Annotated in this window: 25 protein-coding genes and 2 pseudogenes; 18 read left to right on the top strand and 9 right to left on the bottom strand. The window is 63.0% G+C overall.

The window, feature by feature from the left end:
* The 5 genes and pseudogenes from C8K66_RS29405 to C8K66_RS29385 all read right to left on the bottom strand — a co-directional run.
* A pseudogene (locus tag C8K66_RS29405) lies at positions 1-188 on the bottom strand (arabinose ABC transporter substrate-binding protein); the annotation flags it as partial.
* Between the two features lie 161 nt (positions 189-349).
* Positions 350-1,213, bottom strand: a complete 864-nt coding sequence (locus C8K66_RS29400) for an SMP-30/gluconolactonase/LRE family protein (RefSeq protein WP_046383883.1) — start codon at positions 1,211-1,213, stop codon at positions 350-352.
* Positions 1,214-1,249: 36 nt separating this feature from the next.
* Positions 1,250-2,830, bottom strand: a complete 1,581-nt coding sequence (locus tag C8K66_RS29395) for an aldehyde dehydrogenase (NADP(+)) (RefSeq protein WP_046383884.1) — start codon at positions 2,828-2,830, stop codon at positions 1,250-1,252.
* 11 nt (positions 2,831-2,841) lie between these two features.
* The gene (araD1, locus tag C8K66_RS29390; RefSeq protein WP_046383885.1) at positions 2,842-3,834 is read right to left on the bottom strand and encodes an AraD1 family protein; all 993 of its coding nucleotides are present in this window, start codon (positions 3,832-3,834) and stop codon (positions 2,842-2,844) included.
* Between the two features lie 15 nt (positions 3,835-3,849).
* The gene (locus C8K66_RS29385) at positions 3,850-5,172 is read right to left on the bottom strand and encodes an MFS transporter (RefSeq protein WP_017847889.1); all 1,323 of its coding nucleotides are present in this window, start codon (positions 5,170-5,172) and stop codon (positions 3,850-3,852) included.
* 193 nt (positions 5,173-5,365) lie between these two features.
* On the opposite strand from C8K66_RS29385, the gene C8K66_RS29380 reads away from it, so the two are divergent.
* Both C8K66_RS29380 and C8K66_RS29375 read left to right on the top strand, forming a co-directional pair.
* Entirely contained in the window at positions 5,366-7,102 is a 1,737-nt protein-coding gene (locus C8K66_RS29380) for an IlvD/Edd family dehydratase (protein ID WP_017847890.1), read from the top strand.
* Positions 7,103-7,149: 47 nt separating this feature from the next.
* A complete protein-coding gene (locus C8K66_RS29375; protein ID WP_017847891.1) occupies positions 7,150-7,872 on the top strand; it encodes a FadR/GntR family transcriptional regulator in 723 nt (240 codons plus the stop codon).
* Between the two features lie 181 nt (positions 7,873-8,053).
* Here the strand turns inward: C8K66_RS29375 and C8K66_RS29370 are convergent, their stop codons facing one another.
* Positions 8,054-9,145: an NADH:flavin oxidoreductase/NADH oxidase gene (locus C8K66_RS29370; protein WP_046383887.1), complete on the bottom strand. Its 1,092-nt coding sequence runs from the start codon at positions 9,143-9,145 to the stop codon at positions 8,054-8,056.
* 89 nt (positions 9,146-9,234) lie between these two features.
* Between C8K66_RS29370 and C8K66_RS29365 the strand changes: the two genes are divergently transcribed.
* On the top strand, positions 9,235-9,534 hold the full coding sequence (locus C8K66_RS29365; protein ID WP_032804674.1) for a helix-turn-helix transcriptional regulator: 300 nt from the start codon (positions 9,235-9,237) through the stop codon (positions 9,532-9,534).
* 44 nt (positions 9,535-9,578) lie between these two features.
* On the opposite strand, the gene C8K66_RS29360 is transcribed toward C8K66_RS29365, so the two are convergent.
* Both C8K66_RS29360 and C8K66_RS29355 read right to left on the bottom strand, forming a co-directional pair.
* The gene (locus C8K66_RS29360; RefSeq protein WP_108526661.1) at positions 9,579-10,334 is read right to left on the bottom strand and encodes a Fic family protein; all 756 of its coding nucleotides are present in this window, start codon (positions 10,332-10,334) and stop codon (positions 9,579-9,581) included.
* Positions 10,331-10,594 (bottom strand): hypothetical protein, encoded by a 264-nt coding sequence (locus tag C8K66_RS29355; RefSeq protein ID WP_017847895.1) that lies wholly within the window; start codon positions 10,592-10,594, stop codon positions 10,331-10,333. Before C8K66_RS29355 ends, C8K66_RS29360 begins: the two co-directional genes overlap by 4 nt.
* Positions 10,595-10,774: 180 nt before the next feature.
* Between C8K66_RS29355 and C8K66_RS29350 the strand changes: the two genes are divergently transcribed.
* The 10 genes and pseudogenes from C8K66_RS29350 to C8K66_RS29310 all read left to right on the top strand — a co-directional run bounded on the left by C8K66_RS29350 (position 10,775) and on the right by C8K66_RS29310 (position 19,194).
* Positions 10,775-11,665 (top strand): bestrophin family protein, encoded by an 891-nt coding sequence (locus tag C8K66_RS29350; protein WP_108526660.1) that lies wholly within the window; start codon positions 10,775-10,777, stop codon positions 11,663-11,665.
* 132 nt (positions 11,666-11,797) lie between these two features.
* A pseudogene (locus C8K66_RS31775) lies at positions 11,798-12,880 on the top strand (cache domain-containing protein); the annotation flags it as partial.
* A 6-nt stretch (positions 12,881-12,886) separates the two neighbouring features.
* Complete coding sequence (locus C8K66_RS31770) at positions 12,887-13,741, top strand: methyl-accepting chemotaxis protein (protein WP_370737513.1); 855 nt, start codon at positions 12,887-12,889, stop codon at positions 13,739-13,741.
* A 265-nt stretch (positions 13,742-14,006) separates the two neighbouring features.
* Positions 14,007-14,597, top strand: coding sequence for an amino acid synthesis family protein (locus C8K66_RS29340; RefSeq protein WP_046383889.1), 591 nt, complete (start codon positions 14,007-14,009; stop codon positions 14,595-14,597).
* A gap of 42 nt (positions 14,598-14,639) precedes the next feature.
* Complete coding sequence (locus tag C8K66_RS29335; protein WP_108526659.1) at positions 14,640-15,473, top strand: alpha/beta fold hydrolase; 834 nt, start codon at positions 14,640-14,642, stop codon at positions 15,471-15,473.
* Positions 15,470-16,951, top strand: a complete 1,482-nt coding sequence (locus C8K66_RS29330; protein ID WP_046383891.1) for an aldehyde dehydrogenase — start codon at positions 15,470-15,472, stop codon at positions 16,949-16,951. The genes C8K66_RS29335 and C8K66_RS29330 overlap by 4 nt, the downstream gene beginning before the upstream one ends.
* A 12-nt stretch (positions 16,952-16,963) precedes the next feature.
* Complete coding sequence (locus C8K66_RS29325; protein ID WP_010567340.1) at positions 16,964-17,449, top strand: flavin reductase family protein; 486 nt, start codon at positions 16,964-16,966, stop codon at positions 17,447-17,449.
* A 13-nt stretch (positions 17,450-17,462) separates the two neighbouring features.
* Positions 17,463-17,852, top strand: a complete 390-nt coding sequence (locus C8K66_RS29320) for a carboxymuconolactone decarboxylase family protein (protein WP_046383892.1) — start codon at positions 17,463-17,465, stop codon at positions 17,850-17,852.
* A gap of 23 nt (positions 17,853-17,875) precedes the next feature.
* Positions 17,876-18,628 (top strand): GntR family transcriptional regulator, encoded by a 753-nt coding sequence (locus tag C8K66_RS29315; RefSeq protein WP_010567342.1) that lies wholly within the window; start codon positions 17,876-17,878, stop codon positions 18,626-18,628.
* Positions 18,629-18,630: 2 nt separating this feature from the next.
* Entirely contained in the window at positions 18,631-19,194 is a 564-nt protein-coding gene (locus C8K66_RS29310; protein WP_046383893.1) for an NUDIX hydrolase, read from the top strand.
* Positions 19,195-19,506: 312 nt separating this feature from the next.
* Here the strand turns inward: C8K66_RS29310 and C8K66_RS29300 are convergent, their stop codons facing one another.
* Positions 19,507-19,800, bottom strand: a complete 294-nt coding sequence (locus tag C8K66_RS29300; RefSeq protein WP_046383894.1) for a DUF1330 domain-containing protein — start codon at positions 19,798-19,800, stop codon at positions 19,507-19,509.
* A gap of 69 nt (positions 19,801-19,869) precedes the next feature.
* Here C8K66_RS29300 and ribBA point away from each other — a divergent pair, with 69 nt between their 5' ends.
* From ribBA to C8K66_RS29275, 5 genes are all read left to right on the top strand, one after another.
* Positions 19,870-20,979 (top strand): bifunctional 3,4-dihydroxy-2-butanone-4-phosphate synthase/GTP cyclohydrolase II, encoded by a 1,110-nt coding sequence (gene ribBA, locus C8K66_RS29295; protein ID WP_108526657.1) that lies wholly within the window; start codon positions 19,870-19,872, stop codon positions 20,977-20,979.
* Between the two features lie 226 nt (positions 20,980-21,205).
* Entirely contained in the window at positions 21,206-22,231 is a 1,026-nt protein-coding gene (locus C8K66_RS29290) for an ABC transporter substrate-binding protein (RefSeq protein ID WP_108526656.1), read from the top strand.
* Positions 22,228-23,145 (top strand): ABC transporter permease, encoded by a 918-nt coding sequence (locus tag C8K66_RS29285; protein WP_046383897.1) that lies wholly within the window; start codon positions 22,228-22,230, stop codon positions 23,143-23,145. Before C8K66_RS29290 ends, C8K66_RS29285 begins: the two co-directional genes overlap by 4 nt.
* 6 nt (positions 23,146-23,151) lie before the next feature.
* A complete protein-coding gene (locus tag C8K66_RS29280) occupies positions 23,152-23,961 on the top strand; it encodes an ABC transporter permease (RefSeq protein WP_079443540.1) in 810 nt (269 codons plus the stop codon).
* Positions 23,962-23,978: 17 nt separating this feature from the next.
* Positions 23,979-25,133 carry an ABC transporter ATP-binding protein gene (locus C8K66_RS29275; protein WP_057006017.1) on the top strand — a complete coding sequence of 385 codons (1,155 nt, stop codon included), beginning with the start codon at positions 23,979-23,981 and terminating at the stop codon, positions 25,131-25,133.
* Positions 25,134-25,887 lie beyond the last annotated feature (754 nt).

Raw genomic sequence — 25,887 nt, 5'->3', positions numbered from 1 at the left:
GTGAAACCATGTTCCTTGCCGGCCTTTTCGGCGAAGGCCCATTCGGTCTGGAACCAGGGTTCTTCGGCTTGTTTGACCAGGAAGCCGATTTTTACTGCTTCAGCGGCCAGCGACAGCCCACTCAAGCTGATGGCCGAGACCGCCACAGCGGCGCAGCACAAGGAACGGATAGCACGACGACGATTCATACGGTTGACTCCTTATTGTTGTTTTCTTTTTTTTGTAGGAGCGAGCTTGCTCGCGAAAAGCCAGAGAGCGCCGCGTGCATTCAGGATGCGCGCGTCATCGTTAACGTTTTTCGCGAGCAAGCTCGCTCCTACAGGGGTAAAGCGGTGAAGCGGTATAGCGTTCAGCCAGCAAAGCGGTGACACGGTTTGCCGGGCACATCGACCTCCATGGCCAACACCGCACCGTCCAAGGGGTGATCCAAGGGGCTGGCGGCGCTGGTGATGTACAGGGTGGTGAGGTCGGGCCCGCCGAACACGCAACTGGTGGGGCGGCTGACGGGCAGTTCGACGATGCGATCGACTTCACCGTCCGGCGTCAGGCGCAGCAGGCAACTGCCGTTCCAGCGCGCGTTCCAGATGTAGCCCTGACTGTCCATCGCCGACCCGTCCGGCCCGCCGCGCCCATGCGGGCCGAACCAGGGCTGGGCGGGGTCGAGTTGGCCGTTCGCTTGGATCGCATGCCGATACAGCGTGCCGTCGAGGCTGTCGCCGAAATGCACCTGGCGGCCGTCGTCGCTCCACAGCAAGGTGTTGGGAATACCCAGGCCGTGCAGCAACGGCGTGACCCGCGCATCGGCATCCACACGAAACAGCCCGCCGGAACGTCGCGTAACGGGCAGGTCTTCGCCGTGCTCGCCGATGTTGTTCTGCATGGTGCCCAGCCACAGGCGGCCCTGGGCATCGCAGCGCGCTTCATTGCCACGGTTGCCCGCGTGCGGGTCGGCCACGCAGAACAGGCTCAAGGCGGCGCTCGCCAGGTCCAGTCGGTAGACGCCGCTGCTCAAGGTCACCAGCGCATCGCCGCGTTCACACGGGATAAACGCGGACACATGCTCCGGCAACCGCCAGGCCTGCAACTGCCCGTCCAGCAGGCGCAGCGCCTGTTTGCCAGCGATGTCGACCCAATACAGGGCCTGGGTGGGCACGTCCCAGAACGGGCCCTCCCCCAGTTGCGCACGGTGTGCGCTGACGGCGTGAAACGACATGTTGCCTCCTGGATTGTTATTGTTCTCAGGTGCGCGTTACAGCGAGTCGCGTGACGGTGTGCCATCCACCAGGCGCTGGATACGCAACGGGTTGGCGTTTTTCAACGCGTCGGGCAGCAGGCTGTCCGGGTAGTTCTGGAAACACACCGGGCGCAGGAAGCGGTCGATGGCCAGGCTGCCGACCGAGGTGCCACGCGCATCCGACGTCGCCGGGTACGGCCCGCCATGCACCATCGCATCGCAGACTTCCACGCCGGTCGGGTAACCATTGAGCAGGATACGCCCGACTTTCTGCTCCAGCAGCGGCGTGAGTTCGGCGAACTGTTGCAGGTCGGCCGGCTCGCCGATGATCGTCGCCGTGAGCTGGCCGTGCAGGCCATGCAAGGCGGCGCTGAGCTGGGCCTGGTCGGCGACTTCGACGAACACCGTGGTGGGGCCGAACACTTCCTCTTGCAGCACTTCATCGCCGTCGATCAGCAGGCTGACATCGGCCTTGAACAACTGCGGCCGCGCCTGTTGCCCGGCTTGAGCCTGACCGGCCAGGTGTTGGATGCCGGGGTGCGCCAGCAGTTTTTGCAGGCCCTTGTCATAGCTGCTCAAGGTGCCGGCATTGAGCATGGTCTGCGCCGGCTGATCGCCGATCAGTTGCGCCACCTGCTGGGTGAACGCGCTGAAGGCCGGCGACGCGAGGCCGATCACCAGACCGGGGTTGGTACAGAACTGGCCGCAGCCTTGCACCACCGAGGCAGTCAGCTCGCGTGCCACGGTTTCGGCCCGCGCCTGCAGGGCCTGGGGCAACACGATGACCGGGTTGATGCTCGACATCTCGGCGAATACCGGGATCGGCTGCGGACGCGCTGCCGCCATGTCGCACAGGGCGCGCCCGCCCTTGAGCGAGCCGGTAAAGCCGACTGCCTGGATCGCCGGGTGCTTGACCAGCGCTTCACCGACACCGCCGCCGAAGATCATGTTGAACACGCCCGCCGGCATCTCGGTGGTCTCGGCTGCGCGAATGATCGCATCGGCGACGCGCTCGGCCGTGGCCATATGCCCACTGTGGGCCTTGAACACCACCGGGCAGCCGGCCGCCAGCGCGGCGGCGGTATCCCCGCCCGCCGTGGAAAACGCCAGGGGGAAGTTGCTCGCGCCAAACACCGCAACCGGGCCCAGGCCGATGCGGTACTGGCGCAGGTCCGGGCGTGGCAGCGGCTGGCGATCCGGCAGTGCCTTGTCGATGCGCGCGCCGTAGAAATCGCCGCGACGCAACACCGTGGCGAACAGCCGCATCTGCCCGCTGGTGCGGCCGCGCTCGCCTTTGATACGCGCAGCGGGCAGCGCGGTTTCACGGCAGACCAGTTCGACGAAGGCATCGCCCAGCGCGTCCAGCTCATCGGCGATCGCGTCAAGGAACTGCGCGCGGCGCGATGCACTCAGGGCGCGGTACGCCGGGTAAGCCGCTGCCGCGGCCTTGGCGGCGGCGTCGACTTCCTGCGGGGTCGCCTGGTAGAAATCCTGGGGCAAGGCTTCGCCGGTCGCCGCATCGACGCTCTGCAGCTTGAGGCTGCCGTTGGCGCTGCGCTGGCCGCCGATGTAGTTGTGACCAAGGAACTGGGGCATGTGGCTCTCCTTTAAAGGGTGATGACGTCGCCGGGTTCGAAGACGGCGTCGGCACTGCCGACACGATTGACAAGCGGCGCGCCGAACTCGGCCTGGCTGATCTCGAACACATCGCCCGGTTGGGTACGTATACCGTCGGCGAATGACAGGGTGGCGGTGCCGAAGAAATGAATGTGTACATCGCCGGGTTTGAGGAACTGGCTGTACTTGAAGTGGTGGTACTCAAGGTTTTCCAGACTGTGGCACATATTGGCCTCGCCACTGAGGAACTCGTTCTGCCAGATCGCCTCGCCGTTGCGCAGGATGCGGCTGGTGCCCGCAAGATGCCGGGGCAACTCGCCCACGCGCAACTCCGGGCCGTAGCTGCAACTGCGCAGTTTGGAATGGGCCAGGTACAGGTAGTTCTTGCGTTCCATCACATGGTCGGAGAACTCGTTGCCCACCGCGAAACCCAGGCGATAGGGCTTGCGGTCGTGGCCGATCACATACAGCCCGCCGATCTCCGGCTCTTCGCCGGCGTCTTCGGCAAAGGGCGGCACCGGGAACGCCGCGCCGGGGCGCACCACGATGCTGCCATCGCCCTTGTAGAACCACTCCGGCTGCACGCCCGCCTGGCCGGCCGCCGGTTTGCCGCCTTCCACGCCCCACTTGAAGATACGCATGGTGTCGGTCAACGCGCTGTCGTCACCGGCCTGCTGGTGCATCTTGTCCCGCGCCGACGCGCTGCCCAGGTGGGTCAGGCCGGTGCCGCTGATCAGCATATGGGCCGGGTCCGGGTGGTCCAGCGGTGGCAGGATCTTCAGGTCGGCCAGCAGCTCGGCGTAATGATGACTGTCGCCCAGGCCGAGGCTCTGCACCTGCTGCACCAGGCCCACGCCGGCTTCGATCGCGGCCAGCGCCAACTCGCGCACACTGTGGGCGCTAAGCACTTCGCGCACCTGGCTGCCCTCCACCACGCCGACCCGGCGCTCGCCGTTGGACACCTCGAACTGAACTAAACGCATGAAACTTCTCCTCGATTAAGTACGTGTGGCGCCACGGGCACTGGCGGCAAATTGCTCGGCAGGCAGCACATGCTTGCGCTCCAGCACGCGGTAGACCACGCCGGTCAAGACCAGCCCGAACACCATCACCAGGGACAAAAAGTACAAGCCCGAAGCCAGGTTGCCGGTGTATTCCTTGAGCGCGCCGATCACGAACGGGCCGATGTAGCCGCCGAGGTTGCCCACCGAGTTGATCAACGCAATGCCCGCTGCCGCACTGGCGCCGGCGAAAAACCGCCCCGGCAGGGTCCAGAACACCGCCGTGCAGGAAAACAGTGCGAACGCCGCCAGGCACAGCGCGGCCATTTGCAGCACCGGCACACTCAGCCAGGCACTGCAGAACAGGCCGATGGCACCCAGTACATAGAGCACCGCCAGGTGGCCATAGCGGTCGTTCAAACGGTCGGAACTGCGCGGGATGATCAACAGCCCGACGATGCCGAAGATATACGGCACCGCCGACACAAAGCCGGTAACCAGGTCCGTGCCGCCGAACTGCTTGATCAGGGTCGGCAACCACAGGCCCAGGCCGTAGATGCTCAGGGTCACCGGCAGGTAGAACAGCGCCAGCAGCAACACGCGCTTGTCCTTGAGGGCGTGCAGCGGGTTGCCGTGGCGGGTCTGGCCGTAGGCTTGCAGGTCCTTGGCCAGTTCGCCGGTGAGCCAGGTTTTTTCGTCCTCGCTCATCCAGTTGACCTGCTTGGGGCCGTCCGGCAGGTAGCGCAGCACCGGCCAGGTGAGCAGGAGCGCCGGGGTGCCGATGACGATGAACAGCCATTGCCAGCCGTGCAGGCCGAGGACGCCGTCCATGCCCAGCAGGCCGCCGGACACGGGGCCGGTGATCATCATCGCGATCGGCTGGGAGAGGATGAACAGCCCGAGGATCTTGCCGCGATGGCGCACCGGGAACCACTGGGTGATGTAGTACAGAACGCCAGGAAAGAACCCGGCCTCCGCCGCGCCGAGCAGAAAGCGCATCACATAGAAGCTGTGTGGCCCCTGCACGAACGCCATGCCGATGGTGATGGCGCCCCAGGTGAGCATGATGCGCGCGAACCAGCGCCGCGCGCCGAAGCGATCGAGCATCAGGTTGCTGGGGATCTCGAACAGGAAATAGCCAATGAAGAACAGACCCGCGCCCAAACCGTAGGCCGCATCACCGATGCCGACGTCGGCGCCCATGTGCAGCTTGGCGAAGCCCACGGCGGAGCGGTCCACGTAGGCGATCAGGTACAGCAGGATGAGGAAGGGAATCAGTTTCAGCGTGATGCGCCGTATAAGCCGCAGTTCCTGGCTCATGGGGGTCGATCTCCGATTGTTGTTTTTATAGAAGCTCGGGGGACGCCTCTCGCGAAAATCCGCCAGGGCCATACCTCAGTTAAGTCAGACTATATAGTAGGACTATTTGCAAAACAACTCTTCCAAAGCTTCGATTTTGCGCTTATGTTTAAGCACGCATAGAACATATAGTCATACAATAAGAGAAACCATCATGCCTGATAAAAAGCCCGGCCTACGCTCCGCCCAGTGGTTCGGTACCGCCGACAAGAACGGCTTCATGTACCGCAGCTGGATGAAGAACCAGGGCATCGCCGACCATCAGTTCCATGGCAAACCGATCATCGGTATCTGCAATACCTGGTCGGAATTGACGCCGTGCAACGCGCATTTCCGCCAGATCGCCGAGCACGTCAAACGCGGCGTGATCGAGGCCGGCGGCTTCCCCGTGGAATTCCCGGTGTTCTCCAATGGCGAATCGAATCTGCGCCCTACCGCCATGCTCACGCGCAACCTGGCGAGCATGGACGTGGAAGAAGCGATTCGCGGCAACCCCATCGACGGCGTGGTGTTGCTGACCGGCTGCGACAAAACCACCCCGGCGCTGCTGATGGGCGCGGCCAGTTGCGACGTGCCGGCCATCGTGGTCACCGGCGGGCCGATGCTCAACGGCAAGCACAAGGGCCAGGACATCGGCTCGGGCACGGTGGTGTGGCAGCTCAGCGAACAGGTCAAGGCCGGCACCATCAGCCTGGATGACTTCCTCGCGGCCGAGGGCGGCATGTCGCGTTCGGCGGGCACCTGCAACACCATGGGCACCGCGTCGACCATGGCCTGCATGGCCGAGGCACTCGGCACCTCCCTGCCCCACAACGCGGCGATCCCGGCGGTGGATGCACGGCGTTATGTGCTGGCGCATATGTCCGGCATGCGTGCGGTGGAGATGGTGCGCGAAGACTTGAAGCTGTCGAAGATCCTCACCAAGGAAGCCTTCGAAAACGCGATTCGCGTGAACGCGGCCATCGGCGGTTCGACCAATGCGGTGATCCACCTCAAAGCCATCGCCGGGCGCATCGGCGTGGAGCTGGACCTGGACGACTGGACGCGCATCGGGCGCGGCATGCCGACCATCGTCGACCTGCAACCGTCCGGGCGTTTCTTGATGGAAGAGTTCTACTACGCCGGTGGCCTGCCGGCGGTGCTGCGCCGGCTCGGTGAAGCCAACCTGATCCCGCACCCGAACGCCTTGACCGTCAATGGCAAGTCGCTGGGCGAGAACACCAAGGACTCGCCGATCTACGGCCAGGACGAAGTGATCCGCACCCTCGACAACCCGATCCGCGCCGACGGAGGCATCTGTGTGCTGCGCGGCAACCTGGCCCCGCTGGGCGCGGTGCTCAAGCCGTCGGCCGCCAGCGCGGAGCTGATGCAGCACCGTGGCCGCGCCGTGGTGTTCGAGGATTTCGACATGTACAAGGCGCGCATCAACGACCCGGAACTGGAGGTGGACGCCCACTCGATCCTGGTCATGAAAAACTGCGGGCCCAAGGGTTATCCGGGCATGGCCGAAGTCGGCAACATGGGCCTGCCCGCCAAGCTGCTGGCCCAGGGCGTGACCGACATGGTGCGGATTTCCGATGCGCGCATGAGCGGCACGGCGTATGGCACGGTGGTCTTGCACGTCGCACCGGAAGCCGCTGCCGGCGGGCCGTTGGCTGCGGTGCGCGAAGGCGACTGGATCGAACTCGACTGCGCCAACGGGCGCTTGCACCTGGACATCCCCGACGCCGAGCTGGCGGCGCGCATGGCTGACCTGAAACCACCGCAGAAGCTGATCGTCGGCGGCTATCGCCAGCTGTACATCGACCATGTGCTGCAGGCGGACCAGGGCTGCGACTTCGATTTCCTGGTGGGTTGCCGCGGGGCCGAAGTCCCACGTCATTCCCACTAATTGGGATGCTATGATGCCGCCTATTTAGCCAGAGCATCCCTGTCGTTATGGATCACCAGCCGTCCAAGCCGCGCAAGAGCATGCATGCCCAGATCGTCCAGGACTTGGGCATGCACATCGTTTCCGGTCGCTTCAAGCCAGAAGAACGACTGCCCATGGAGGCCACGCTGTGTGAGGAGTACAAGGTCAGCCGCTCGGTATTGCGCGAGGCGACCCGGGTGCTCAGCGCCAAGGGCCTGGTGTATTCCAAGCCACGGGTAGGCGCGGTGGTGCGGCCGCGGGTGAAGTGGCACCTGCTCGACCCGGACGTACTGTCCTGGTTGATGCAGTCCACCCCCCATAGCGAGTTCTTCAACACCCTGGCCGGCGTGCGGCGCATCCTCGAACCGGAAATCGCCGCCATGGCCGCGACCACCGCGACCGCTGAAGACATCGCCACCATCGAAAAAGCCTACCTCGGCATGGAAACCGCGCAGACCCACGACGCGCTGCTACAGGCCGACCTGGACTTCCACCGTGCGATTGCCGACGCCACGCGCAACGACCTGCTGGCGTATATGTGCAACATGCTGTCGCTGCCGCTGCGCGAGTCGATCAACATCACCAACCGCCGCCCGGATATCCAGGGCCTGAGCCTGCCCCGGCACAAGGCGATCCTCACCGCGATCCAGAACCGCGATGCCCTCGGCGCCCGGCATGCCTCGCTGGTGCAACTGGACGACACGCGGGTGGCGCTGGATACGGTGATGAATGTGCTGACGCCGTTATAAGCCCCACCCTCGCTCGACAACCGTGAGGCTCGACGGCACCCGCAAGGCGGGGGCGCAAGAACACTTTCTGTCAGCCTTGGAGATCAAATGTGGGAGATGTCGAGCTTTAGCGAGGCTTCGATGGCGGCGGGCCTGCCGGCATCGGTGTGACATCTCCCACAGGTCGGGCTGAGCGGCCGCCTCAGCGATAGCGTTCCAACCAATAGGCATACGGCGCAGGCAAGGTCCAGGAGGCGTTCTCTACCCCCAGTTCCTTGGCGGCAAAGTACGCCCAATGCGGATCAGCCAGATGCGCGCGCCCCACCGAGACCAAATCCACCTGCCCGGCCTGCAACGCACCTTCAGCGAGTTGCGGCGTGCCAAACCCCCAGGCCGAAGTGACCGGGATGCCGGCTTCGCGACGCACGCGCTCAGCGATCGGCCCGAGGAACGCCGGGCCCCACGGGATCTGGGTGTCAGCAATGGTGAAGCCGACGCTGACGCTCAGCAGGTCGAGGCCACCGGCCTTGAAGCGACGGGCCAGTTCGATGGATTCGGTCAGCGTCTGCTCGTCACGGCCGTCGTATTCGATCACGCCGAAACGCGCGGTCAACGGCAGGTTTTCCGGCCAGACTTCGCGCACGGCGGCCAGGGTTTCCAGGAGGAAACGGCTGCGATTATCGAAGCTGCCGCCGTAGGCGTCGGTGCGCTGGTTGGAATGTTCGGAGAAAAAGCTCTGGCCCAGGTAACCGTGGGCGAAGTGCAGTTCGATCCATTCAAAACCGGCGTCGCGGGCACGGCGGGCGGCGTCGACGAAGTCCTGGCGCACGCGGGCGATGTCGTCCAGGGTCATGGCGCGCGGCACGTTAGGCAGGTTGGCGCCGAACGCAATGGCCGAAGGCGCAATGGTCTCCCAGCTGCGCGCATCGGAAGCGGGGATATGGTCGTCGCCTTCCCATGGGCGGTTGGCACTGGCCTTGCGACCGGCGTGGGCGATCTGAATGCCTGGCACCGCGCCAGCAGCCTTGATGGCCTTGACCATCGGCACGAACGCCTGGGCGTGGGCATCGCTCCAGATACCCGCACAACCAGGAGTGATACGGCCTTCAGGGGACACCGCGGTGGCTTCGACCACCAGCAAACCGGCGCCGCCACGGGCCATGCTGGCCAGGTGAACGTGGTGCCAGTCGTTGACGATGCCGTCGTTGGCCATGTACTGGCACATCGGCGGGATCGCGATGCGATTGCGCAAGGTCACGTCTTTGAGTTTGTAGGGTTCAAACAAGGCAGCCATCAGGCACCTCCAGGAGCGAGTGATTGATTCGATAGTTCGATGGTATTCGAACTATGGTATTCAACACCAGCCCTGTTATCATTTGTTTTATGCGAGCCTTCAAACACCCCGCCCTGCAAGACCTGACACTCGAACGCGTGCTCTACGCCTTGAGCGACCCGGTGCGCCTGGAAATCATCCGCTACCTGGCCGACGTGCCCGAGGCCACCTGCGGCGAACTGGACGGCGGACGGCCGAAATCCAGCATGTCCCACCACTTCCGCGTGCTGCGCGATGCCGGGCTGGTCCACACCCGCAGCGTCGGCACCACGCATCTGAATTCGTTGCGCGCGGATGTGCTTGAGGCGCGTTTTCCCGGGTTGCTGGCGAGTGTTCTGGCTCAGCGGTAAACGATAGGATCAGGACAGCGATCCGAGCGTATTACGTCACTGCTCTATTTTGCGGACGGGGGCGTATCGATCAGTTGTGCTCGATAGGTTTTGTAGATCTGTTGAACCTCAGGATCGTCCAGATTTTCGTAAGTTATCCCTTCTTTATCCAGGCCATCCAATCCCTTGATGCCACCTATCATCCCCGGCCATTCATCACGGTGGGCAATATCGACGACAAAGGGTTTCAAGTAATTATTCAGTTCCCCCTTGAACGGTGCCCTGAGCTCTTCGCTAAGTGCCCGAAGATAATCGTCCTTGTTCGTTTTCGACCACTCAATGGCGAACTTGGCGCGATAACAAAGCTCCATGAAAACAAGCAGAATCGTGCGCCCATTACCATCAAGAAAAGGGTGCGCAAATGCTAGTTGCCCCATCACATCGCCAGGACGCTCTCTGAAGCGCTTCTTGTTCGACGCCAGTTCAAGCGCATAGTCAATGGAGCGCTTGATCGAGCCAGGATGTTCAAAGACAGTATGCCAAGGATCGTCGTGGGAACCCTTGAATACGGCAAGATGCGGCACCAGATCATTTCGATCTTTACCCGCCCAGTGATAGAAATCAGAAAACAAGATTTCGTGTACTTTGAGGACCGACTTGTAATCAATCGGTTTTTTCTTGGCCAAATAACCCAGTGCATCTTCCATGCTCAACTCAAAGGACAGATGCTCGGACTCCTTGACCTCCATAGGATCTTTAAGCTGTAACGCGTTTTGAAGATATCCAGCGGTATCAAAATCTCCGAAAGGATCAAAACTCATGCGCTGAGTTTCTTCTTGGCGCGGCGCTTCTCCTGAAGATAACTGCCTTGAAGTGCAAGGGTTTCCGACTTGCTCAAAATACCCTTGCGCTTAAGGTTGACCAATAACTGTTCCACACCATCCAATTCGACCGCATCACCAGCCAGTCCGGTGATGGCAACCGCCATTCGGCTGATGCTGTCACGTTCAGCGGTGACATGATGCGCTTTAGCCAGCCTGCGCACTTTGCTGGCAATACTGACATCGGTTGTACTCGTCATTTGGAATCCCTCTGTTAGCTTTTCGAGCATAGCATGGTGGTGGTCCTTGCTCTCTACCCAGCTCGACGGGCGCAATCATTGATTTGACCCGGTGTACCGCCCTCCTTCACCGAACCTTTCACGGCAAACCAACGTCCGAGCTTAGGCACTGTTGCTTACCGCTCGCCGCGAGGTCTCCGTTTGAAAGCCGCCATCGTCAAAAAATACCGCCTGATCATCAAAACCATGGGTTATGTCGGTTGGGCCCTGTTCTGGCTGTTGCTGTGGGACGTCGCCGTCACCGTGGACTTCATGCTGTTTCTCACCACCAAGATCAACCTGCCGCTGATGCCCCTGACCTTGCTCGGTTCAGCGCTGGTGGTGCTGATCAGTTTTCGTAACAGCAGCGCCTACAACCGCTGGTGGGAAGCGCGCACCTTATGGGGCGCGATGGTCAACAATTCGCGCAGTTTCGCGCGGCAGGTGCTGACGCTATTGGATGACCTCGGCAACGACGTGAACCCGGTAAAGGCCACCCTGTTGCGCCGCCATGTGGCCTATGTGAACTGCCTGGCCGCCCATCTCAAGGGCCGGCCGTGCCCGGACGAGGTGCAGGCATTTATTCCGGCCGAGGAATTTGCGCGCAACGGCGCCACCAACAATTTCGCCAATGACATCCTCACCGGCTCGGCGGCGCTGTTGGCCAGGGAATACAAGGCCGGGCACCTGGACAGCATTCGCCTGGCGCGGCTGGAGTCGACGCTGGTGGATTTGTCCAACGCCCAGGGCGGCATGGAACGCATCGCCAATACCCCGCTGCCCTACCCTTACGTGTACTTCCCGCGCCTGTTCATTTCGTTGTTCTGCCTGATCGTGCCGGTGGGCCTGGTCGAATCCCTGGGCTGGTTCACCCCGCTGGCCTCCACGGTGGTGGGCTTCATGCTGCTGGCCATCGAGCGTATCGGCACCGACCTGCAAAGCCCGTTTCACTCCAGCGAACATCAGATCCAGATGGAAACCATCTGCGAAACCATCGAGAACAACCTGCAGTCGATGCAGCGCGATGCGCTGGGCGGCAACCGTATCGGCTGAACGCCTCCACGGCCTCAAGTGCGTGCCCCGACGGTCGATATAAGGGGTACGCATGGGCGCACCCCTCATAACAATACATGCGACGCTACTGTTTTCCCCTTGCCAAAACTATAAATACCCGCGGGAGAAGTCATGAATATCAAGCAAAAGCTGACCTGGGCGTTTGCGGCCATCGCGTGCGTGCCGGTTATCCTGGTGGCGGTGCTGGTGGTGCTGAACCTGCGCGAGGCGGCTGTGGCCAATTTCCTCGACAGCAGCGGCCGCGAGATCCGTCAGATCGATAACGGCATGAAGCAGTTCTTCGACGGCATCAGCCAGAACGTCGAGTACGTGGCCAAAGACCCTCGCGTTGTCGCGGCCAAGGAGCTGAAGAACTACGCCGGTGCCGACGCCGCACAAATCCCACTGACACCAACGAATAAAGAGCTGCTGGCGATATTCGAGCAGTTCGCCAAAAGCCATCCAAGCACCGCCTACCTGTCCCTGGGCCTGAGCGACGGCGGTTATGCGAGCTGGCCTGACGACACCAAACTGAACAACTACGACCCGCGTGTACGCCCCTGGTACAAAGCCGCCGTGGCCGCTCCGGGCACCACCGTGCGGACCGGGGCCTATTACTGGGCGCCGGACGATGTGGTGCTGATCGGCACGGTCCACACCGTGGTCGACGCCAGCGGCACCCTGCTCGGCGTGGTCGGCCTGGACGTCTCGCTCAAGCAGCTCACCGAACTGGTGCGCAACATCAAGCTGGGCGACAGCGGCTACCTGATGCTGGTGGAAGCCAACGGCAACGTGCTGGTGGACCCCAGCGACGCCAAGCACAACTTCAAGCCGATGGCCGAACTCGGCGCCAACTACGCCGAACTGGCCAAGCGCGGCGACGGCGTGACCCGAGTGGATATTGATGGTGTGGCTTACATGGCCAACGTGGTCAGCTCCAAAGACCTGGGCTGGCGCTTTATCGGCTTGATCAAGCGCGACGAAGTGATGGCCGACGCCACCCGCCTGACCTGGCTGATCGCAGCCATCGCAGCGGTACTCGCCGTGGTCTTCGCGATTGTCGGCGCGAGCTTCGCCAGCATGATCGTGCGCCCGATTCGCGGGGTCGCCGACGGTCTGCAAGAAATCGCCGAAGGTGAAGGCGACCTCACCCGCCAACTCAAGGTGCAAGGCAAGGACGAAACCGCTAGCCTGGCCGGCTGGTTCAACCAGTTCCTGGGCATGATCGCCCAGTTGGTACAGCGCATCGGCAGCGCATCCTCCGACCTGCAAAGCGCCGCCGCCGACACCCGCGAAGTGGCCAACAACCTGAACCAGGCCGCCGGTCGCCAACGTGAAGCCGTGGAGCTGGTGAGTACCGCATTCAACGAAATGGTGGCCACCGCCAACGAAGTCGCCCGCTCCTGCAGCGCCGCCGCGTCCAGCGCCGACGCAGGCTACCGCGATGTACACGACGGCCAGCAGCATATCGGCGAAGCCACCGGCAGCGTGCTCAAACTGAGCGAAGACCTGCAAAAGTCGACCCAGACCATGCAGCAGTTGGAGCAGGACAGCAAAAACATCAACACCATCCTCGACACGATCCGCTCGATTGCCGAGCAGACCAACCTGCTGGCGCTCAACGCGGCGATTGAAGCCGCGCGCGCCGGTGACCAGGGCCGCGGCTTCGCGGTGGTCGCCGACGAAGTGCGCGCCCTGGCCCGCCGCACCGCCGACTCCACCGGCGAGATCGACAGCCTGCTCGGCAACCTCGCGCGCCGCACCCAGGAAGTCACCCTGCAGATGCAAGGCAGCCTGCAGGTGTCGCAAACCAGTGTGGAACGCATCCAGCAGGCCCGCGACAGCTTCGACAAGATCCAAGGCTCGGTGGACTCGATCCGCGACCAGAACACCCAGATCGCCACCGCCGCCGAGGAACAGCACCAGGTCGCCGAACAGATCAACCAGCACATCGCGCAAATCCACGCCGATGCCCAACTGGTGGAAGACTTTGCCCACTCGGCGCAGACCGGCTCTGGCCGTTTGACGGATATCTCCGGGCAGCTCAAAGGCCTGGTAGGCCGCTTCAAGTTCTAACCCCCGCCAATGCAAGGCGGTGAGCCACTCACCGCCTCTGCTGCTTACCCCACGCCAGCCTCTACCTTGAGCCCGACCGCGCAACCGGTCGCCTTGAGGTGCATCAACACGCCAATACCTCCCGCCGACCTCGGCGTCACTGTCCGCATCCGCGGATAAGGCTGGCGTGCAACCGCCGATCATTCGAACGTGCTGACGTCTATTGCGATTCTCGTATTATGGTATACCATCATACGCAGACCTCTCACATCAGACGGAGCAGCCCATGAGTTTCGAAATCCGCAAGATCGTCAGCTACGTAGAAGAAACCTTTATCGAAGGCGGTAAAGCCGCGGACACTCCCGTGACCATGGTCGGCCTGGCCGTGGTGCTGAAAAACCCTTGGCTGGGTCGCGGTTTCGTCGAAGACCTCAAGCCTGAGATCCGTGCCAATTGCTCCGACCTCGGCGCGCTGATGGTCGAGCGCCTGGTGGGCATCATCGGCGGCGCGGAAAAAATCGAGGCCTACGGCAAGGCGGCAGTGGTCGGTGCCGACGGCGAGATCGAACATGCCAGCGCGATCATCCACACCCTGCGCTTCGGCAACCACTACCGTGAGGCGGTCAAGGCCAAGAGCTACCTGAGTTTTACCAACAAGCGCGGCGGCCCGGGCACGTCGATCCAGATCCCGATGATGCACAAGGACGACGAAGGCCTGCGTTCGCACTACATCACCCTGGAGATGCAGATCGAAGATGCGCCGCGTGCCGACGAAATCGTCGTGGTCCTGGGTTGCGCCGATGGCGGCCGCCTGCATCCGCGCATCGGCAACCGTTATATCGACCTGGAAGAGCTGGCGGCTGAAAAAGCCCAGTAAGCAAGACCGGCCACCCCAACAAAAAGCATGCAGGAGCGCTCCATGATTCGGCTCACCGCTGAACGCACCCCGGCTGGCACCAGTTATCTGGCGACCGGCCAAGGCCAGCCTGTGGTTTTGATCCACGGCGTGGGCCTGAATAAAGAAATGTGGGGCGGGCAAGTCGTTGGCCTGGCCACGAACTACCGCGTGATCACCTATGACATGCTCGGCCATGGCGCCAGCCCGCGCCCGGCCGCCGACACCCCGCTGCTCGGCTATGCCGATCAGTTGCTGGAACTGCTCGACCACCTGCAACTGCCCCAGGCCACGGTGATCGGGTTTTCCATGGGCGGCCTGGTCGCGCGGGCGTTTGCCTTGCATTACCCCGAGCGTCTGAAGGGCCTGGTGGTGCTCAACAGTGTGTTCAACCGCAGCCCTGAACAGCGTGCCGGGGTCATCGCACGTACCGCCCAGGCCGCCGAACACGGCCCCGACGCGAATGCCGAAGCCGCACTGTCGCGCTGGTTCAGTCGTGAATACCAGGCGGCCAACCCGGCGCAGATCGCCGCGCTGCGTGAAACCCTGGCGGGCAACGACCCCCAGGGTTACCTGACCACCTATGAACTGTTTGCGACCCAGGACATGTACCGTGCCGACGACCTCCCGGGGTTGCGCGCACCGACCCTGGTCGCCACCGGCGAACTCGACCCTGGCTCGACCCCGGAAATGGCCCGGCAACTGGCCGATCGCATTCCCGGCGCCAGCGTTGCGGTGCTGGCCGAGCAACGGCATATGATGCCGGTAGAATCGCCGCGCCTGGTCAACCAGTTGCTGCTGGGGTTCCTCGACACGGTGTACGTCCAAAACACTCCAATCAAGGGGATCGTTGCATGACACTCGCACGCTTCCAGATGTGCATCGGCGGTGAATGGGTCGATGCCCTCTCCGGCAAGACCTTCGACAGCCTCAACCCGGCCCTGGCCGAACCCTGGGCGCAATTGCCCGACGCCGACGAAGCCGACGTGGAGCGCGCCGTGCAGGCCGCGCAAAGTGCCTTCGACAGCCCGGCCTGGCGCGGCCTCACCGCCACCGCGCGGGGCAAACTGCTGCGCCGCCTGGGTGACCTGATCGCCGCGAACAAGGAACACCTGGCCCAGCTGGAAAGCCGCGACAACGGCAAGCTGATCCGCGAAACCCGTGGCCAGGTCAGCTACCTGCCGGAGTTTTTCCACTATACCGCCGGCCTGGCCGACAAGCTCGAAGGCGGCACCCTGCCGTTGGACAAGCCCGACCTGTTCGCCTACACCGTGCATGAAGCCATGGGCGTAGTCGCTGCGATCATTCCGTGGAACAGCCCGCTGTACCTGACCGCGATCAAACTCGCGCCGGCCCTGGCGGCGGGCAATACCATCGTGATCAAGCCGTCGGAACATGCCTCGGCGACCGTCCTGGAACTGGCGCGCCTGGCCCTCGAAGCCGGCATTCCAGCGGGCGTGGTCAACGTGGTCACAGGCTTTGGCCCCAGCACTGGCGCCGCCCTCACCCGCCACCCGCTGGTGCGCAAGATCGCCTTTACCGGCGGCGCGGCCACGGCAAGGCATGTGGTGCGCAGCAGCGCGGAGAACTTCGCCAAACTCTCCCTGGAACTGGGCGGCAAGTCGCCGAATATCATTTTTGCCGACGCCGACCTCGACAGCGCCATCAATGGTGCAATCGCCGGCATCTACGCGGCGTCCGGGCAGAGTTGCGTCTCCGGTTCGCGCCTGCTGGTGCAGGACGCTATCTACGACGAATTCGTCGAGCGCCTGGTAGCGCGCGCCCAACGCATCCGCATCGGCAACCCGCAAGACGACGCCAGCGAAATGGGCCCCATGGCCACCGCGCAGCAACTGGCCGTGGTCGAAGGCCTGGTGGCGGACGCCATCGCCGAAGGGGCACGCCTGCGCACCGGCGGCAAGCGCCCGCAGAACCTTGGCGAAGGCTGGTTCTATGAGCCGACGCTGTTCGAGTGCGACCGCAACTCGATGAAGATCATGCAAGAGGAAGTATTCGGGCCGGTGGCCTCGGTCATCCGTTTCAAGGACGAAGCCGAAGCACTGGCCATCGCCAACGACTCGCAGTTCGGCCTCGCTGCCGGTATCTGGACCCGCGACCTCGGGCGCGCCCACCGCCTGGCGCGCGATGTGCGCTCGGGGATCATCTGGGTCAACACCTACCGCGCGGTGTCGGCCATGGCGCCCATCGGCGGCTTCAAGAACAGCGGCTACGGACGCGAAAGCGGCATCGATTCGGTGCTGGCCTACACCGAGCTGAAGACGGTGTGGATCAACCTCTCCCAGGCGCCCATGCCTGATCCTTTTGTGATGCGTTAAGAGTCCACAACCATGATCGAACCCGGCATTTACAAAGACGTCATGAGCTCGTTCCCGTCCGGGGTCACGGTGGTCACCACCCTCGACCCGGACGGCGGCATCGTCGGCATCACCGCCAGCGCGTTCAGCGCGCTGTCGATCGACCCGGCCCTGGTGCTGTTCTGCCCCAACTATGCGTCGGACACCTACCCGATCCTGCGTGACAGCAAGCGCTTTGCGATTCACTTGCTGTCCGCCGACCAGACCGCCGAAGCCTATGCCTTCGCCAGCAAAGGCAAGGAAAAAGCCAAGGGCATCGAGTGGCACCTGAGCGAATTGGGCAACCCGCTGCTGGCCAAGGCCACGGCGATCATCGAGTGCGAGCTGTGGCGCGAATACGACGGCGGCGATCACGCGATCATCGTCGGCGCCGTGAAGAACCTGATCCTGCCCGAGCAACCGGTCACGCCGATGATCTATCACAAAGGCAAGCTGGGCCCGCTGCCCACCCTGGCTTGAGGAGCTGTGTGCAATGAGCAACGAAAAGTATGAGCAGGGGCTGAAGATCCGCACCCAGGTGCTGGGCGAAGCCTATGTGCAGCGCTCGATCGAGAACGCCGACGACTTCACCCGCCCCTTGCAAGAGATGGTCACCGAATACTGCTGGGGCCATGTGTGGGGCCGGGAGGGTTTGTCGCTTAAAGAACGCAGCATGATAAACTTGGCAATGATTTCGGCCCTCAATCGGCCTCACGAGCTCAAGCTGCATGTGCGCGGCGCCTTGCGTAACGGCCTGAGTCGTGAACAAATACGCGAAATTCTGCTTCAGGTCGGCATCTATTGCGGGGTTCCCGCCGCCGTGGACAGCTTCCGGCTGGCCCGGGAAGCCTTCGCCGAAGCCGATGCCGAGGCATCCCGTTAACCGCCCCATTCAGAGCAGCCCCCATGAAACGCCTGCCCCTCGACGACAGCTTCAAGGTCAATCACAACCCGGTCACCCTGCGCGAAATCGTGCTGGAGAAACTGCGCAGCGCCATCATGAACTTCCAGCTGCTGCCGGGTGACCGCCTGGTGGAGCGCGACCTGTGCGACCGCCTCGGCGTCAGCCGTACCTCGGTGCGCGAAGCCTTGCGTCACCTGGAGTCCGAAGGCCTGGTGGAATTCGCCGATGCCAAGGGGCCCCAGGTGGCGATCATCACCCTGGCCGATGCCGTCGACATCTATGAACTGCGCTGCGTGCTCGAAGGTTTGATCGTGCAGTTGTTCACCCTGCGCGCCAAGGCCAAGGACATCAAGGCCCTGGAAAAAGCCCTGGAGGAAAACCGCAAGGCCCTCAAGGACGGCGAACTGCAACAGGTCATCGATTCGGTACAGGGTTTCTACGACGTGTTGCTCGAAGGCTCCGGCAACCATGTGGCCGCCACCCAGTTGCGTCAATTGCAGGCGCGCATCAGCTACCTGCGCGCGACGTCGGTGTCCCAGGAAAACCGTCGCGGCACCAGCAATCAGGAAATGGAACGCATGGTCCAGGCGATCAAGAGTGGCGACCCACTCGCCGCCCACCAGGCCTGCGTCGATCACGTGCGCGCCGCGGCGGCCGTGGCCCTGGATTACCTCAAGCGCAAACAGGAAGAGACCGGCAAGATCCCCGAGATCACCCTGCCCATCGCCCTCAAAGAACCGCGTATAGGTCACTGACCGTGTTCAGGCCAAGCTTTTGCCCCAAATGCGGCGGCAGTGACCTCGGTCACCAGCTGCCTCCGGGTGATACGCATGAGCGCCTGATGTGCCGCGGTTGCGGCTATATCCACTACATCAATCCCAAGATCATCGCCGGCTGCATCATCGAGCAGGACGGCAAGTACCTGCTGTGCCAACGGGCGATCCCACCGCGCCCCGGCACCTGGACCCTGCCGGCCGGTTTCATGGAAGGCGGCGAGACCACCGAGCAGGCCGCGTTGCGCGAAGTCTGGGAAGAAAGCGGCGTGCGCGCCGAGATCGTCTCGCCCTACTCGATCTTCAGCGTGCCGAAGATCAGCGAGGTGTACATCATCTTCCGCGCCATCGCGCTGGAGATCACCGGCCAGTTCGGGCCGGAGACCCTCGACTATCAATTCTTCGCGCCCGAGGACATTCCCTGGGACAGCATCTACTACCCGGCGATCCGGCAGATCCTCGAACGCTACATCGAGGAACGCCAGGCCGGGGTGTATGGCATCTACATCGGGAATGACGACAGCGGCAAGATCCACTTCATCCGCTGATCTTCAAGCTGAACTCGGTTCAAATGTGGGAGGGGGCTTGCTCCCGATGGCAGTGGCATATTCAACATCGTCGTTGGCTGACACACCGTTATCGGGGGCAAGCCCCCTCCCACAGTTTGAAGCGCGTGAATCAGCCCTGCTCATCGTCGAAACCAGGGCGCTGCAACGCATCCTATTCCACACCACCGAACCCAATGTGGGAGGGGGCTTGCCCCCGATAGCGGTGTGTCAGCCACTGAATGAGGTGACTGAACCACTGCCATCGGGAGCAAGCCCCCTCCCACATTGGGAACAATACTTGGACTGATATACCTAAGGCGCCAGGCCTTCCACGATGATGATCTGCGCCTGCCCTACCCCCTCACGGTGGGCCTTCGCCGCCTGATACTCGGCAGATTCGTAACACGCCACCGCCTGCTCATAGCTATCGAACTCAATCACCACATTACGCTGCCGCGCCGGCCCGCCTTCCATCGCTTCGCTGCGCCCGCCCCTGGCCAGAAACCGCCCGCCAAACTGCGCAAACGCCGCCGGCGCGCGTTGGGTGTACTGCGTGTACTGCTCTGCATCGGACACATCTACATGGGCAATCCAGTAGGCCTTCATCGCGACATCCTCTTGCTTGGTTTTTGTGGTATACCATAATACATACAACCAACAAATCGAGCACCCAACATGTCCTTCAACAGCATCGCAGACATCATCGAAGACTACCGCCAAGGCAAGATGGTGCTCTTGGTAGACGACGAAGACCGGGAAAACGAAGGCGACCTGCTGCTGCCTGCGGCGTGCTGCAGTGCCGAGGCTATCAGTTTCATGGCCCGTGAAGCCCGTGGTCTGATCTGCCTGACCCTCACCGACGAACACTGCCAGCGCCTGGGCCTGGAGCAGATGGTACCGAGCAATGGCAGCGCGTTCAGCACCGCGTTTACCGTGTCCATCGAAGCGGCCAGCGGTGTGACCACCGGTATCTCTGCCGCCGACCGCGCACGCACGGTGGCGGCAGCCGTGGACGTGAATGCCGGGCCGGCCGATATCGTGCAGCCCGGGCACATCTTTCCGTTGCGCGCCAAAGACGGCGGCGTGCTGACCCGCGCCGGCCACACCGAAGCCGGCTGTGACCTGGCACGCCTGGCCGGGCATACGCCAGCCTCGGTGATCGTCGAAGTGATGAACGACGATGGCACCATGGCCCGCCGGCCTGAGCTGGAGATCTTCGCGCGCAAGCACGGGATCAAGATCGGCACTATCGCCGACCTGATTCACTACCGCCTCAGCACCGAACGCACCGTGGCGCGCATTGGTGAACGCGACCTGCCCACGGTGCATGGCACGTTCCGCCTGATCACCTTTGAAGACCGCATCGACGGTGGCGTACACATGGCCATGGTGATGGGCCCGTTGCGCCACGATGAACCTACGCTGGTGCGCGTGCATGTGATCGACCCGCTGCGCGACCTGGTCGGCGCCGACTACAGCGGTCCGTCCAACTGGACGCTGTGGGCCGCCCTGCAACGCGTCGCGGCCGAAGGTCGTGGCGTGGTGGTGGTGCTGGCCAATCATGAATCGTCCCAGGCGCTGCTGGAGCGCGTACCGCAACTGACCCAGGCGCCGCGCCAGTTCAACCGTTCGCAATCGCGGATTTATTCGGAAGTCGGCACCGGGGCGCAGATATTGCAGGACCTGGGCGTCGGCAAGCTGCGTCACCTCGGCCCGCCCCTGAAATACGCCGGGCTGACTGGCTACGACCTGGAGGTGGTCGAGAGCATTCCCTTCACCGAGTGACGGATAACCGGTAAGGCAAAATGCTTGCACAAAGTTTGGAATACCATAATATGATATTCCATAGACCGAACGCTTTCGCCAAGTGCGCCCGCCAGGGACAGCACCAATAAAAGCCCTTGGCACGGTCGCCTTTTGGGCCTCGATTAGAGGCTCCGATGGACCTACTGCTCCCGATAGGCGGGCATTACCAAGCCCGCTCAAAAACACAACAAATGAGGGCGTGAAAATGGTGTTGAACAAACGTGCAACCGCAGTGCTGTTCGCGGGTTTATTGGCTACGGTCACTCACGCGGCCCTGGCGGCCGAAAGCGTGAATTTCGTGAGCTGGGGCGGTAGCACCCAGGATGCGCAGAAGCAGGCGTGGGCCGACCCTTTCAGCAAGGCCAGCGGCATCACCGTGGTGCAGGACGGCCCGACCGACTACGGCAAGCTCAAGGCCATGGTCGAAAGCGGCAACGTGCAGTGGGACGTGGTAGACGTCGAGGCCGACTTCGCCTTGCGTGCCGCCGCCGAAGGCCTGCTCGAACCGCTGGACTTCTCGGTGATCCAGCGCGACAAGATCGACCCGCGCTTCGTCTCCGACCATGGCGTCGGTTCGTTCTTCTTCTCCTTCGTGCTCGGCTACAACGAAGGCAAGCTCGGCGCCGCCAAGCCCCAGGATTGGACCGCGCTGTTCGACACCAAGACCTACCCCGGCAAACGCGCCCTCTACAAATGGCCCAGCCCTGGCGTGCTCGAACTGGCCCTGTTGGCCGACGGCGTCGCGGCCGACAAGCTCTACCCCCTGGACCTGGACCGCGCCTTCAAGAAACTCGACACCATCAAAAAAGACATCGTCTGGTGGGGCGGCGGCGCGCAATCGCAGCAACTGCTGGCCTCCGGCGAAGTCAGCATGGGCCAGTTCTGGAACGGTCGCATCCACGCCCTGCAGGAAGATGGCGCACCGGTGGGCGTCAGCTGGAAGCAGAACCTGGTCATGGCCGACATCCTCGTCGTGCCTAAGGGCACCAAAAACAAAGCCGCCGCGATGAAGTTCCTGGCCAGTGCCAGCAGCGCCAAGGGCCAGGCCGATTTCTCCAACCTGACCGCCTATGCACCGGTGAATATCGATAGCGTGCAGCGCCTGGATTCAGTCCTGGCGCCCAACCTGCCGACGGCGTATGCCAAGGACCAGATCACCCTCGATTTCGCCTACTGGGCCAAGAACGGTCCGGCCATTGCGACACGGTGGAATGAATGGCTAGTCAAATGAAAATGACGGCAACCACACCGACCGGGAGCGCCCTCGGCGCTGCCGGCGCGGTTTGCAGCAAAGCCGTATCGCCGCCCCTGGCCCAGCGCTGGCGCGGGGCGGGCAACCTGATCCCGGCCCTGCTGTTCCTCGGCCTGTTCTTCCTCGCACCGCTGATCGGGCTGTTGCTGCGCGGCGTGCTGGAGCCCGTGCCGGGCCTGGGCAACTATGAACAGCTGTTCGCCAACTCGGCCTACGCCCGCGTGCTGCTCAACACCTTTTCGGTGGCGGGCCTGGTGACCCTGTTCAGCCTGTTGCTGGGCTTCCCGCTGGCCTGGGCGATTACCCTGGTGCCACGCGGCTGGGGCCGCTGGATGCTGAATATCGTGCTGCTGTCGATGTGGACCAGCCTGCTGGCCCGCACCTATTCCTGGCTGGTGCTGCTGCAAGCCTCGGGGGTGATCAACAAGGCGCTGCTGGCCATGGGCATCATCGATGTGCCCCTGGAGATGGTGCACAACCTGACGGGCGTGGTGATCGGCATGAGCTACATCATGATCCCGTTCATCGTGCTGCCGTTGCAGGCGACCATGCAGGCCATCGACCCGATGATCCTGCAGGCCGGCTCCATCTGTGGCGCGAGCCCGTGGACCAACTTCTTCCGGGTGTTCCTGCCGCTGTGCCGGCCGGGGTTGTTTTCCGGCGGGTTGATGGTGTTCGTGATGTCCCTCGGTTACTACGTCACCCCGGCGCTGCTCGGCGGTGCGCAGAACATGATGCTGCCCGAGTTCATCATCCAGCAGGTGCAGTCGTTCCTCAATTGGGGCCTGGCCAGTGCCGGTGCCGCGTTGCTGATCTTCATCACGCTGGTGCTGTTCTACTTCTACCTGAAGCTTCAGCCGGAATCCCCGGTTGGCGCCAGCCATGCGAGGTAAGCCGTCATGCTGCTGACTCCGAATGCCATGAGCCGCAGGATGCGTCTGGGCCTCTACGCCACCACCGGTTTGATTGGGCTGTTCCTGCTGCTGCCGATCGTGTTTATCGTGCTGCTGTCGTTCGGCTCGTCGCAATGGCTGGTGTTCCCGCCACCGGGCTGGACGCTGAAATGGTACGGCCAGTTCTTCTCCAATGCCGACTGGATGAACGCGGCGCTGGCCAGCCTCAAGGTCGCCGTGCTGACCACCGTGTTCGCCGTGGCGCTGGGCCTGCCCACCGCATTTGCCCTGGTGCGCGGGCGCTTCCCCGGCCGCGAACTGCTCTATGGCCTGTTCACCCTGCCGATGATCGTGCCACTAGTGATCATCGCCGTGGCGGTGTACGCGCTGTTCCTCAAGCTCGGCTACACCGGCACGATGTTCGCCTTTGTGGTCAGCCACGTGATTGTCGCGTTGCCGTTCACCATCATCTCGATCATCAACTCGCTGAAACTGTTCGATCAGTCGATTGAAGACGCCGCGGTGATCTGCGGCGCGTCGCGCCTGCAGGCGGTGTTCAAGGTGACCTTCCCGGCGATTCGCCCGGGGATGGTGGCCGGTGCGCTGTTCGCCTTTCTCGTGTCATGGGACGAAGTGGTGCTCAGCGTGATGATGGCCAGCCCGACCCTGCAAACCCTTCCCGTGAAAATGTGGACCACCCTGCGTCAGGACCTGACACCCGTGATCGCCGTCGCCTCGACGCTGCTGATCGGCCTCTCGGTGCTGGTCATGGTCATCGCCGCCGCCGTTCGCCGGCGCACAGAAACCCGCGCTTGAGCGCCCAGGAGCAGAACATGAGTGCAGTGATCCAAGATGCCGCGCAGAACCCTGGCCAACCCCTGGTCAGCCTGCGCAACCTGAACAAGTTCTATGGCGAATTCGCCGCCGTGGACAACATCTCGCTGGACATCAAGGACGGCGAGTTCCTCACCTTCCTCGGCTCCAGCGGCTCGGGCAAAAGCACCACCCTGTCGATGCTCGCCGGTTTTGAAACGCCGAGCAGCGGCGAGATCTTGGTGAGCGGCCAATCGCTGGTCAACGTACCGCCGCACAAGCGCGACATCGGCATGGTGTTCCAACGCTACTCGCTGTTCCCGCACCTGTCGGTACGCGACAACATCGCCTTCCCCCTGGCGATCCGCAAACTGGCCAGTGCCGAGCGCGAGAAGCGCGTCGACGCCATGCTCAAGCTGGTGCAACTGGAACAGTTCGCCCATCGCCGCCCGTCGCAACTGTCTGGCGGCCAGCAACAGCGCGTCGCCATCGCCCGGGCGCTGGTGTACGAGCCGCGCATCCTGCTGATGGACGAACCGCTCGGCGCCCTCGACAAGAAGCTGCGTGAAGACTTGCAGGACGAGCTGCGCCAGTTGCATCGGCGCCTGGGCATCACCATCGTCTACGTGACCCACGACCAGGAAGAAGCCATGCGCCTGTCCCAGCGCATCGCGATTTTCAGCCACGGCAAGATCGTCGGCCTGGGCAGCGGTTTCGACCTGTACCAGAACCCGCCGAATGCGTTTGTCGCCTCATTCCTGGGCAACTCCAACTTCCTCAAGCTCAAGGCCCAGGGCAACGCGGCGGCGTCGTTCGAAGGCCAATCCCTGTCGATCCGCCTGACCGGCGGCCTGCGCAGCGAGCAGGACGTGCTGCTGATGGTGCGCCCGGAAAAAGCCCTCGCGCTGAGCGTCGAACAGGCCGCCGGGCAACCATTGACCGCAGGCTGGAACGAAGTGTCGGCCATCGTCGGCGAAGTGCTGTTCCTCGGTGAAAGCCAGACCTGCAGCGTGAAAACCCTGGGCGGCACCTCGATGACGGTCAAGGCATTGTCCGCCGCCGGCATGCCGCTCAAGGCCGGCGACCCGGTGCGCGTGCGCTGGGCCACGGCGGATGCCTGTGTGTACACCGAATGGGCCGAAAGCGATCTGAACAAGGCCGCCGGCGCCCATTAAGCCAAACAAAAAACTGAACCATCCCCTGTAGGAGCTGGCTTGCCAGCGAAAAACCCACAACCACCGCGGGCATCCAGGCTTCCCCCGTCATCGTTAACGACCATCGCTGGCAAGCCGGCTCCTACAGGGTTATGCCCCATGGTAGGAGCTGGCTTGCCAGCGAAAAACCCACAACCACCGCGGGCATCCAGGCTTCCCCCGTCATCGTTAACGACCCTCGCTGGCAAGCCGGCTCCTACAGGGTTATGCCCCATGGTAGGAGCTGGCTTGCCAGCGAAAAACCCACAGCCACCGCGGGCATCCAGGCTTCCCCCGTCATCGTTGACGACCCTCGCCGGCAAGCCGGCTCCTACAGGGTTATGCCCCCACGGTAGGAGCTGGCTTGCCAGCGAAAAACCCACAGCCACCGCGGGCGTCCAGGCTTCCCGCGTCATCGTTAACGACCATCGCCGGCAAGCCGGCTCCTACAGGGTTATGCCCCCACGGTAGGAGCTGGCTTGCCAGCGAAAAACCCACAGCCGCCGCGGGCATCCAGGCGTCCCGCGTCATCGTTGACGACCATCGCCGGCAAGCCGGCTCCTACAGGGTTATGCCCCCACGGTAGGAGCTGGCTTGCCAGCGAAAAACCCACAACCACCGCGGGCATCCAGGCTTCCCGCGTCATCGTTAACGACCATCGCCGGCAAGCCGGCTCCTACAGGGTTATGCCCCCACGGTAGGAGCTGGCTTGCCAGCGAAAAACCCACAACCACCT

The sequence above is a fragment of the Pseudomonas sp. GV105 genome, from assembly GCF_003058185.1.
GTDB lineage: Bacteria > Pseudomonadota > Gammaproteobacteria > Pseudomonadales > Pseudomonadaceae > Aquipseudomonas > Aquipseudomonas veronii.
This window is presented reverse-complemented; position numbering and strand designations above follow the sequence as displayed.

What these genes read in the sequence shown, in the direction of transcription:
- C8K66_RS29335 (WP_108526659.1), top strand. Translation starts at nt 14,640, where the DNA reads ATGATTCGGCTCACCGCTGAACGCACCCCGGCTGGCACCAGTTATCTG.
- C8K66_RS29355 (WP_017847895.1), bottom strand. Translation starts at nt 10,594, where the DNA reads ATGACGAGTACAACCGATGTCAGTATTGCCAGCAAAGTGCGCAGGCTG.
- C8K66_RS29340 (WP_046383889.1), top strand. Translation starts at nt 14,007, where the DNA reads ATGAGTTTCGAAATCCGCAAGATCGTCAGCTACGTAGAAGAAACCTTT.
- C8K66_RS29280 (WP_079443540.1), top strand. Translation starts at nt 23,152, where the DNA reads ATGCTGCTGACTCCGAATGCCATGAGCCGCAGGATGCGTCTGGGCCTC.
- C8K66_RS29275 (WP_057006017.1), top strand. Translation starts at nt 23,979, where the DNA reads ATGAGTGCAGTGATCCAAGATGCCGCGCAGAACCCTGGCCAACCCCTG.
- C8K66_RS29365 (WP_032804674.1), top strand. Translation starts at nt 9,235, where the DNA reads ATGCGAGCCTTCAAACACCCCGCCCTGCAAGACCTGACACTCGAACGC.
- C8K66_RS29375 (WP_017847891.1), top strand. Translation starts at nt 7,150, where the DNA reads ATGGATCACCAGCCGTCCAAGCCGCGCAAGAGCATGCATGCCCAGATC.
- ribBA (WP_108526657.1), top strand. Translation starts at nt 19,870, where the DNA reads ATGTCCTTCAACAGCATCGCAGACATCATCGAAGACTACCGCCAAGGC.
- C8K66_RS29370 (WP_046383887.1), bottom strand. Translation starts at nt 9,145, where the DNA reads ATGGCTGCCTTGTTTGAACCCTACAAACTCAAAGACGTGACCTTGCGC.
- C8K66_RS29315 (WP_010567342.1), top strand. Translation starts at nt 17,876, where the DNA reads ATGAAACGCCTGCCCCTCGACGACAGCTTCAAGGTCAATCACAACCCG.
- C8K66_RS29380 (WP_017847890.1), top strand. Translation starts at nt 5,366, where the DNA reads ATGCCTGATAAAAAGCCCGGCCTACGCTCCGCCCAGTGGTTCGGTACC.
- C8K66_RS29400 (WP_046383883.1), bottom strand. Translation starts at nt 1,213, where the DNA reads ATGTCGTTTCACGCCGTCAGCGCACACCGTGCGCAACTGGGGGAGGGC.
- C8K66_RS29290 (WP_108526656.1), top strand. Translation starts at nt 21,206, where the DNA reads ATGGTGTTGAACAAACGTGCAACCGCAGTGCTGTTCGCGGGTTTATTG.
- C8K66_RS29360 (WP_108526661.1), bottom strand. Translation starts at nt 10,334, where the DNA reads ATGAGTTTTGATCCTTTCGGAGATTTTGATACCGCTGGATATCTTCAA.
- C8K66_RS29320 (WP_046383892.1), top strand. Translation starts at nt 17,463, where the DNA reads ATGAGCAACGAAAAGTATGAGCAGGGGCTGAAGATCCGCACCCAGGTG.
- C8K66_RS31770 (WP_370737513.1), top strand. Translation starts at nt 12,887, where the DNA reads ATGATCGCCCAGTTGGTACAGCGCATCGGCAGCGCATCCTCCGACCTG.
- C8K66_RS29395 (WP_046383884.1), bottom strand. Translation starts at nt 2,830, where the DNA reads ATGCCCCAGTTCCTTGGTCACAACTACATCGGCGGCCAGCGCAGCGCC.
- C8K66_RS29325 (WP_010567340.1), top strand. Translation starts at nt 16,964, where the DNA reads ATGATCGAACCCGGCATTTACAAAGACGTCATGAGCTCGTTCCCGTCC.
- araD1 (WP_046383885.1), bottom strand. Translation starts at nt 3,834, where the DNA reads ATGCGTTTAGTTCAGTTCGAGGTGTCCAACGGCGAGCGCCGGGTCGGC.
- C8K66_RS29385 (WP_017847889.1), bottom strand. Translation starts at nt 5,172, where the DNA reads ATGAGCCAGGAACTGCGGCTTATACGGCGCATCACGCTGAAACTGATT.
- C8K66_RS29330 (WP_046383891.1), top strand. Translation starts at nt 15,470, where the DNA reads ATGACACTCGCACGCTTCCAGATGTGCATCGGCGGTGAATGGGTCGAT.
- C8K66_RS29285 (WP_046383897.1), top strand. Translation starts at nt 22,228, where the DNA reads ATGAAAATGACGGCAACCACACCGACCGGGAGCGCCCTCGGCGCTGCC.
- C8K66_RS29300 (WP_046383894.1), bottom strand. Translation starts at nt 19,800, where the DNA reads ATGAAGGCCTACTGGATTGCCCATGTAGATGTGTCCGATGCAGAGCAG.